1 protein-coding gene and 1 pseudogene are annotated in these 853 nt (G+C 33.4%); both read right to left on the bottom strand.

Going from position 1 to position 853, the window contains the following annotated elements:
- Positions 1-146: pseudogene (locus V7659_RS32100) on the bottom strand (PCYCGC motif-containing (lipo)protein); the annotation flags it as partial.
- Positions 147-295: 149 nt separating this feature from the next.
- Positions 296-853: DUF6803 family protein (locus V7659_RS09925; RefSeq protein ID WP_335539786.1), on the bottom strand; the 558-nt coding region annotated here is incomplete at its 5' end.

Raw genomic sequence — 853 nt, 5'->3', positions numbered from 1 at the left:
TTTTCAGATGTATTCAGAACAAAATCTGGTAATGGCGAATGCTTTTTGTCAAGTTTCCAAGTTTCATCACTTAGTTTGGAACTGCAGCCAGCTGCAACAATGGCAAACAAAATCCCAAGGAACAAGAGAGATGTTATTCGTTTCAAATCTGTTGCCCCCCTTCCCTATAGATTTAAATACTCTTTTAGTTTAGCAAAAAGAAATTAGTCAAAAAGTAACTAAATCTTACTATTTCGTGAAGTTTTTTAAGTAGTTTAAGTTATTAACTTTTTCCTCATCGCTTATTCATCCTTTATTACATATTCATCATATCGTGACTAGAAGTTGAACCGTTACCAATCGATGGGTCAATCATCCCAAATATCATTGCGATGTGAGCAACTACTAGAAAAATACTTACAAAGATGGCATGAATTTTCAGCTTATCTTCCTCCGATTTATTTCTAAAAATAATTCCTAAATCAAGCAGTGCCATGCCAAGGAATGGGATAATTCCTAGTAAATAGAAAGTAACAGCTACAACGTCAATCCAACCTTTCCACTCCCCGTTTACAGTTAAGGGAATGTAAGCTGTTTTCATAAGATAAATAAAGATTCCAGTAAAATAAAAACCTGCAAAGATACCTGTTACTTTATTCAATTTTTTAAGTGCACCATCTAATTTCCTTGTAAACAATATAGCTATTTCCGAGATCGCAAGGATTTCTGCACAAATGACTGGAACCGCCATAAAAATTAATAAGTTCCAAGGTTGATTGTCTGCTAATAATCCCATATAATGCGTCATATTCATTTTCATCTTCTCCTTTAATTTTTCTACATCTTTAATGTAGTGAAAAAGTGTGCAGAAACT

Origin of the sequence: Neobacillus drentensis (genome assembly GCF_036966985.1) — a bacterium.
In the GTDB taxonomy this organism is placed as follows: domain Bacteria; phylum Bacillota; class Bacilli; order Bacillales; family Cytobacillaceae; genus Neobacillus; species Neobacillus drentensis_E.
Note: the sequence above shows the minus strand (reverse complement) of the source record. Positions and strands in the feature narration are given on the sequence as shown.